6 protein-coding genes are annotated in these 7,630 nt (G+C 71.6%); all 6 read left to right on the forward strand.

Annotated features, from left to right (window positions below; translation table 11 throughout):
* Positions 1-46: 46 nt before the first annotated feature.
* Entirely contained in the window at positions 47-4,498 is a 4,452-nt protein-coding gene (locus H9641_RS13545; RefSeq protein ID WP_191804599.1) for an FtsK/SpoIIIE domain-containing protein, read from the forward strand.
* Positions 4,499-4,617: 119 nt separating this feature from the next.
* On the forward strand, positions 4,618-4,890 hold the full coding sequence (locus tag H9641_RS13550; protein ID WP_191804601.1) for a WXG100 family type VII secretion target: 273 nt from the start codon (positions 4,618-4,620) through the stop codon (positions 4,888-4,890).
* Between the two features lie 133 nt (positions 4,891-5,023).
* The gene (locus H9641_RS13555; protein WP_191804603.1) at positions 5,024-6,148 is read left to right on the forward strand and encodes a WXG100 family type VII secretion target; all 1,125 of its coding nucleotides are present in this window, start codon (positions 5,024-5,026) and stop codon (positions 6,146-6,148) included.
* Between the two features lie 130 nt (positions 6,149-6,278).
* The gene (locus H9641_RS13560; protein WP_191804605.1) at positions 6,279-6,755 is read left to right on the forward strand and encodes an LpqN/LpqT family lipoprotein; all 477 of its coding nucleotides are present in this window, start codon (positions 6,279-6,281) and stop codon (positions 6,753-6,755) included.
* Positions 6,752-7,285: a hypothetical protein gene (locus H9641_RS13565; RefSeq protein WP_191804607.1), complete on the forward strand. Its 534-nt coding sequence runs from the start codon at positions 6,752-6,754 to the stop codon at positions 7,283-7,285. Before H9641_RS13560 ends, H9641_RS13565 begins: the two co-directional genes overlap by 4 nt.
* A gap of 237 nt (positions 7,286-7,522) precedes the next feature.
* On the forward strand, positions 7,523-7,630 hold a 108-nt coding region (locus tag H9641_RS20230; protein ID WP_318244579.1), incomplete at its 3' end, for an FAD-dependent monooxygenase.

The raw sequence follows: 7,630 nt of genomic DNA on the forward strand, positions 1-7,630 counted from the left end.
CCCGACCGTCCCGGCGCTCGCGCCGGTCTGACCGAGGACCTCTCCTGTGCGCATCAAGCTGACCCTGCACCGCCCGGACTCGACCCTGACCAACGTCGCGGTCACGGCCGACGCCACGGCGACCGTGCGCGACATCGCCGAGGCGCTCTACTCGGGCGACCCCGTGCGCGCCGGTGCGGTCGCCCCGGACCGGCTCACGCTCCAGGTCGACGACGCGTCGAGCGCGTCCCAGGGCCGGGTCCTGTCCCCGACGAGCGACCTGATCGAGGCGGGGCTGCGGTCCGGGGCGACGGTCTCGATCGTCCGCGTCTCGGAGCAGTTCGAGGCCCCCGGTCAGGACCGGGGTCCGGCCGCCGCCGTGCTGCGCGTGCTCTCGGGCCCGGACGCGGGCAGGGAGTTCCCGCTGCCCGTGGGCACGAGCTATCTCGGTCGCGACCGTGACATGGACGTCCGGCTCGACGACCCGCTCGTGTCCAAGCGGCACGCGCGGCTGACGGTCGGGGAGTCCATCGAGATCGTCGACACCAACTCGGCCAACGGCCTGGTCATGGGCGGCGAGCGCATGGCGCGTGCGACCCTCACCTCGGCCGACACGGTGGACGTCGGCGGCTCGGTCGTCGCGGTCGTGGCGCTGCAGCGCAGCGGCAGCCTCGCCCCGACGAGCCCGATCGTCGAGTTCAACCGGTCCCCGCGCGTCGTGGCCCGCTTCCCCGAGCGGACGCTCAAGGCCCCCAAGCCGCCACAGCCCCTCCAGCCTGCGCGCTTCCCGTGGCTGGCCATGGCTGCTCCGCTGGTCATGGGTGTCGTGCTCTGGATGGTCCGCAAGGACTTCATGTCGGTCGTCTTCATCGCGCTGAGCCCCATCCTGATGATCGGCAACTACGTCGACCAGAAGGTCCAGGCCAAGCGACGGTTCAAGGCGCAGGTCGAGCAGTTCACGGCCTCGGTCGCGGCCATGCGCGAGACCATCGAGCGGACCCATGCGGTCGAGCGTGCCGTGCGGCTCGCCGAGACGCCGTCGGTCGCCGACACGGTGGACGCCGTACGACGTCTCGGCGCCCTGCTCTGGACCCACAGGCCCGAGCACCAGGCCTTCCTGAGCGTGCGGATCGGGCTCGGACGAGGGGTCTCTCGCGTCCAGCTCGACGACCTGGGCAACAACGACACGCTGCCGGTCTACTGGCAGGAGCTCGAGAAGCTGCAGGCCGAGTGCTCCTACATCGACGGCGTGCCCGTGGTCGCGCACCTGCGGTCGAGCGGTGGCCTGGGCATCACGGGGCCCGCCGGGACGGTCGACGGCGTGGGGCGCGGGATCCTGGTCCAGCTCGTCGTGCTCCACTCTCCCGCCGAGCTCGTCGTCGCCGCGCTCACGTCGCCCCGGTCGCGGGTCGACTGGGAGTGGCTCGAGTGGCTGCCCCACACGGGCTCGCCGCACAGCCCCCTCGCCGGTGACCACCTCGCGGACAACCCCGGCGCAGGCGCGTCGCTCCTGTCGCGGCTCGAGGACCTGGTCGAGTCGCGCGGCGCGGACCTGGGCGAGCGCGCCCGGGACCGTGGCGGCGTCGACCCTGCCAAGGAGCTCGACGACCTCGAGGCGCCGGTGCTGCCGACCGTCGTCGTGCTCGTCGAGGACGATGCCCCCGTGGACCGGTCCCGCACGACCCGTCTCGCAGAGCGAGGCGCGGACGTGGGGGTGCACGTCGTGTGGATCGCCCCGACCGTGGAGCAGCTGCCCGCCGCGTGCCGCACGTTCGTCCTGACGGGCGACGGGGGAGCGACGTCGGGCGAGGTCCGCGTCGGACGCCTCACCTTCCCCGTGACGTGCGAGCAGGTGGACCTCGCGACCGCGCACGAGCTGGCGCGCGCTCTGGCCCCCGTGGTCGACGTCGGTGCACCGATCGACGACGACTCGGACCTCCCGCGCTCGGTGTCGTTCGTGTCGCTCGCGGGCCAGGCGCTGCTGAGCGACCCGGACGCCCTGGTCGAGCGCTGGCGCGAGAACCACTCGTTGACCGTGCGCGACGGGTCGGCGCCCGTGCGCCGCAAGTCCGACGCGACCCTGCACGCGCTCGTCGGGCACTCGGGCACCGAGCCGCTCCACCTCGACCTGCGCACCCAGGGCCCGCACGCGCTCGTCGGCGGGACGACCGGCGCCGGCAAGTCCGAGTTCCTCCAGTCGTGGGTGCTGGGCATGGCCGCCGCGCACAGCCCCGACCGGGTCACGTTCCTGTTCGTCGACTACAAGGGCGGGGCGGCGTTCGCGGACTGCGTGAACCTGCCGCACACCGTGGGCCTCGTGACCGACCTCTCGCCCCACCTGGTGCGTCGGGCGCTCACGTCGCTGCGCGCCGAGCTGCGGTACCGGGAGCACCTGCTCAACCGGAAGAAGGCCAAGGACCTCGTCTCGCTCGAGCGCACGGGCGATCCCGAGGCGCCGCCGAGCCTGCTGATCGTCGTCGACGAGTTCGCGGCCCTCGTCAACGAGGTCCCGGAGTTCGTCGACGGCGTCGTCGACGTCGCCCAGCGCGGACGCTCGCTCGGGCTGCACCTCATCCTCGCGACCCAGCGACCAGCGGGGGTCATCAAGGACAACCTGCGGGCCAACACGAACCTCCGCGTCGCGCTGCGCATGGCCGACGAGGCCGACTCGACCGACATCCTGGGCATCCCGCTCGCTGCGCACTTCGACCCGTCGATCCCGGGCCGAGGCGCGGTCAAGACCGGGCCCGGGCGGATCACCCCGTTCCAGACGGGGTACGCGGGCGGATGGACGACCGACCGGCCCCAGCGTCCTCGGCTCGACGTCGAGGAGATGTCCTTCGGGACGGGCACCTCGTGGGAGATCCCGGCCCCCGACGTCGAGGAGGTCACCGACCCCGGCCCGAACGACATCGCCCGGGCCGTGGCGACGATCGCGCGCGCGGCCCAGGGCGCGGCCGTCCCGGCCCCTCGCAAGCCGTGGCTCGACGAGCTCGCCCGGACCTACGACCTGGCGCTCTTGCCCAACCCGCGCACCGACGAGCTGCTCCTCCTGGGAGTCGTCGACGACCCGGCGTCGCAGAAGCAGCCGACCGTCTTCTACGAGCCCGACCGCGACGGGAACATGGCGATCTTCGGCACCGGCGGCTCTGGCAAGAGCGCCACCCTGCGGTCGATAGCGGTCTCGGCCGCGATCACGGCCCGTGGCGGCCCGGTCCAGGTCTACGCGATCGACTGCGGGGCCAGCGGCCTGCGGATGCTCGAGGACCTGCCGCACGTCGGCGCTGTCATCGCGGGCGACGACGCCGAGCGTGTGACCCGCGTCCTGCGGATGCTGCGCGGCATCGTGGACGACCGCTCGGTGCGGTACGCGGCCGTGCGCGCCGGCACCATCGGGGAGTACCGGTCCCTGGCCGGTGCCCCGCAGGAACCCCGCATCCTGCTCCTCGTCGACGGGATCGGCGCGTTCCGCGACGAGTACGACCTCAAGGCCACGCCGTGGTTCCCCGTGTGGGCCGCCTTCTCCCAGCTCGCGACCGACGGGCGTCAGGTGGGCGTGCACGTGATCATCACCGGGGACCGGCCGAGCGCCGTGCCCACCTCGCTGGGCAGCACGATCCAGCGCCGGCTCGTGCTGCGCCTCGCGAACCCCGACGACTACCTGATGGTCGGGGTGCCTCGCGACGTCCTGACCCCGGCCTCGCCGCCCGGTCGGGGCGTCCTCGCGGGCAACGAGGTCCAGGTCGCCGTCCTGGGTGGGGACGCCAACGTCTCGATCCAGTCGCGCGAGATCAGCAGGCTGCGCGACGCGATGGTGCGCAACGGGGTCCCGCAGGCTCCGTCGATCGAGAAGCTCCCCGACTCGATCCCGCTCTCCTCGCTGCCCGCGTCGGTGGGCGGCGCGCCGGTCATCGGTCTCGACGACCTCGACATCGCCCCGGTCACGTTGCCCGAGCGCGGCACGTTCCTGCTGGGCGGCCCGCCCGTCGGCGGCCGGACGACCGCGCTCGTGACGATCGCCCAGGCGGTCCGGCGCGCGCGTCCCGGGACACGGATCGTGTACTTCTCGCCCCGCCCGACGCCCATCTCGGCGCTGCCCGTGTGGGACACCGCCGCGACGAGCCCCGAGGAGATCGTCCCCGTCGTCGAGTCGATCAAGGCGCAGGCCGAGGGAGGACAGCTCGGCCGTGGTGACCTCGTCCTGGTGGTCGAGAACCTCACCGAGCTCACGGGCACGCCCGCGGAGTCCGTCCTCGACAAGCTCGTCCAGGTCCTCGTCCGGACCGACCAGCTCGTGGTCGGCGAGTCCGAGAGCTCGACGTGGAGCCAGGCGTGGACCTTGGCGAAGCCGTTCAAGGCGGGCCGGAGCGGGCTGATCCTGACTCCCGGGGACACCGACGGAGACATCCTCCTCGGCACGTCGCTGGGGCGGATCCGTCGCGCGGAGTTCCCGGCCGGACGAGGATTCCTCGTCGTGTCCGGGCGCTCGCGGAAGGTGCAGATCGCCCTTCCTGAGTAGCCCTTCACCCATGGGGAGCTGTCCCCATGTACGAGGGAAGAACGACATGGTTGAGTACTCCGTGTCGAGAACATGACGAGGTCGCCCGCAGGGGGTGGCCCTGAAAGAAGGAGCAGCACATGAGCAACTACTGGGGCCTCAACGTCGAGCAGGTCAAGCAGCTCTCGACCGAGCTCATCCAGGCCGCCTCGGACGTCGACGCCATCAAGTCGAAGCTCACGGGCAAGCTGGACTCCGTCGAGTGGAACGGTCCGGACGCCACCGCGTTCCGCTCGGACTGGTCGGGTCAGCACGTGACGGCACTCCAGACCGTCATCACGGCGCTCAACGAGGCCGGCGCCAAGGCGCAGGCGAACGCGCTCGCGCAGGAGGCCACCTCCAACGCTTCCTGATCCTCGAGGACGCGCGACGAAGGGGCAGACGAGAGGGCGCAGGATCTTCGGGTCCTGTGCCTCTCGTCTGCCCCTTCGGCACGTCGCCCACCTTCCCCCGGGGCTGATGCCCGACGACGCGAGATGAGAACCTGTGACTTTCTACGGTGCCGACGTCACGGCGCTCCGGACGCTCGGCAAGAGCTTCGACGAGGCGTCCGGGGACCTCGACGCGTTGCAGACGAAGATCTCGCAGCGGCTGGGCGTCGTGGACTGGAAGGGGCCCGACGCCGAGCAGTTCCGTGACCTGTGGTCCTCGCGGTGCGCCGCGGTGCTCACCACGACGCGCGACGCGCTGCGTGAGGCGGGCACCGCGCTCGTGCGCAACGCCGACGACCAGGAGGCCACGAGCGAGGACGTCGGGTCCGGCGGGACGGCCTGGGGAGGTGGCACGCCGGGCGCGGGCGGCTCTGGCGGGGGGCCGGTGATCGGTCCCGCGGGCCCGACCGTGCCAGGGTCCCCGTGGTGGTTGCACGGCTCGACGGGAGGTGCGGCCGGAGAGAAGGTCGACAACAGCGGGGTGTTCGACCCGCACCGGACGTATCAACCCACGTACGAGCTGTCCACGCTCGACGGTGAACGGGTGGACGGCCCTCTGCTCGACGACAGGCGCCCTGTCGATGCCAAGGCACACCTCGCCAGCGCGAACGTGTCCGGAGTGCTTGGCGTCCAGGGAGAGATGGACGGGTCGTTCGGCGAGTCGAGCGGCTTCCACGGTGACGGGTCGTTGGCCGGCTGGGCCGGAGCCCGGGCCGATACCGGGGCGGGCGGGTACGTCGGCGCCGACGGCCTGGCGGTCGAGGGGCAGGCCGGGGTAGCCGTCGGGGCGGGCGGCAAGGCCGAGGGAGCCCTGGGCTACGGCATCTTCGCGGGGAACGCCGGCGCAGAGGCCTTTGCGGGCGCGCGCGCCGGCGTCGACGCCGCGGCGTCGGTCGGGCCCGACGGCCTGGGGGTCGCCGTCGGTGCCGAGGCGTTCGCCGGTGCCGAGGCCAAGGTCGAGGCGTCTGGGGGGATCGAGGGTGCCCAGGTCGGCGCCGAGGCGACCGGCTACGCGGGGATCGGCGTGCGGGCCAACGTGGACGTCAGGGCGGGATGGGAGCACACGGAGATCGACATCGACCTCGGTGTCGCGCTCGGCCTCGGCGGCGGCGTCGGGCTGAAGGTCGACCTCGAACCCAAGAAGCTCGTCGAGGGTCTGACCGACCTCCTGCCCTGGTGACCTGCTCGCCTCGCGGGCGACGGGAGCGGCCGGAGCCTCGGAGGGAGGCCTGAGCCACCGAGGGCCTGACAGACTGACACCCCGTCCTGCCGTCGAGCACGACGGCGACAACCGACACGAAGGATGGTTCATGAGCACCGTGCTCTCCTACCCCAGCGCCGACTTCCCTGCTCCCGTCCGGGTCAGCATCGACTGCCCCGAGGGCTGGGCTCCGCTTCCCGAGGTCGCGCTCCCGCTCGCCCTGGCCAAGGTCGTGGCTCCCGGTGAGTTCCGGCCCAACGTCATCGTGGTCGTGTCGCGCACGCGCAAGCAGCTCACGCTCGAGAACGCCGTGAGCGAGGTCGTGACCAAGCTGACCGGGCTCGCCGGGTACGCCGAGCTGGGGCGCGAGGAGCGGGAGATCGCCGGACACCCGGGCTTCCGGATCGAGGGCGCTTTCACGGACGCAGAGGGAGGGACCCTGGTCCAGGCCGTCCGCACGACGATCGTCGACCGGGGCCCCGTCGTGGACCTGGTGCAGGTCACGGGCTCGTGCTCGGGAGCGCAGGCCGAGCAGCTGCTGGTCGAGATCCGGGCGATCCAGGAGAGCCTGAGGATCGAGGAGTGAGCACCCCTGTGCCGGCAGTCGGTCCTGCCGGGGTAGAGGACGTGGTCGCGGCGCTCCTGTCGCTCAACGCGGAGGACGTGCCCTACGAGGTCACGGCAGAACCGACCGACAAAGGTGCTGTCGTCACCGCGACCTGGAAGGGCTGGGACGTACGCTGGCAGTCCTTCTTCGGAGCCGGAGCGGTCACCAAGACCTTCCGGCTCGTGGTCACGCTCGACGGCCGTCGTGGGACCTATGCGTTCACCGAGCTGCACGGCTCGACCCGCAGGGCCGTAGGTGTCTCGGCCGGCGCCGTGCACGCCGAGGCGCGCAAGGACGGGTTCCGAGGGAAGACCTTCGGGGCACGGTCGCTGAAGGTCGTCGTCGCACCGCGGGTCACGGTGTCGGGCGAGCGAGGCTACGAGGTGTCGAACGTCGCGACCCTGTCGTTCACACCGTCGACCATCAAGGTGCCGGTCTTCTCGACGTTGCGCTCGCTCGGGTGGCGTCCACGGTTCGACAACGGGTTCATGCGGCGGTTCGAGGGCTGACCCGGCGGTGCACGTCGCGTGGTGGGTCCGACCGCGGAACCACGTAACGATTGCTCAGATCGCAAGACGGGGTTCCATCAGGCGAGATCGCCTGTCAGTGTTGAGGTTCACCTCAGTCGTACAATCGAGTGGTTCTCCCGTTGGCGGCCGCGGACCTCACCCGGACAGCCCGCGTGACGGTCCGCCCATCTCCTGCGGTCCGTCCTCTCCCTCCTCGATCGGAAGGCGTTCTTTCCTGTGAGCAGCTCCCGTCCTTTGCGCGTCGCTATCGTCGGCGCTGGTCCTGCTGGTATCTATGCGGCGGACATTCTGTCGAAGACGGATGTCGAGGTGAGTATCGATCTG

The organism is Oerskovia merdavium, from assembly GCF_014836755.1.
GTDB classification, from domain to species: Bacteria; Actinomycetota; Actinomycetes; order Actinomycetales; family Cellulomonadaceae; genus Oerskovia; species Oerskovia merdavium.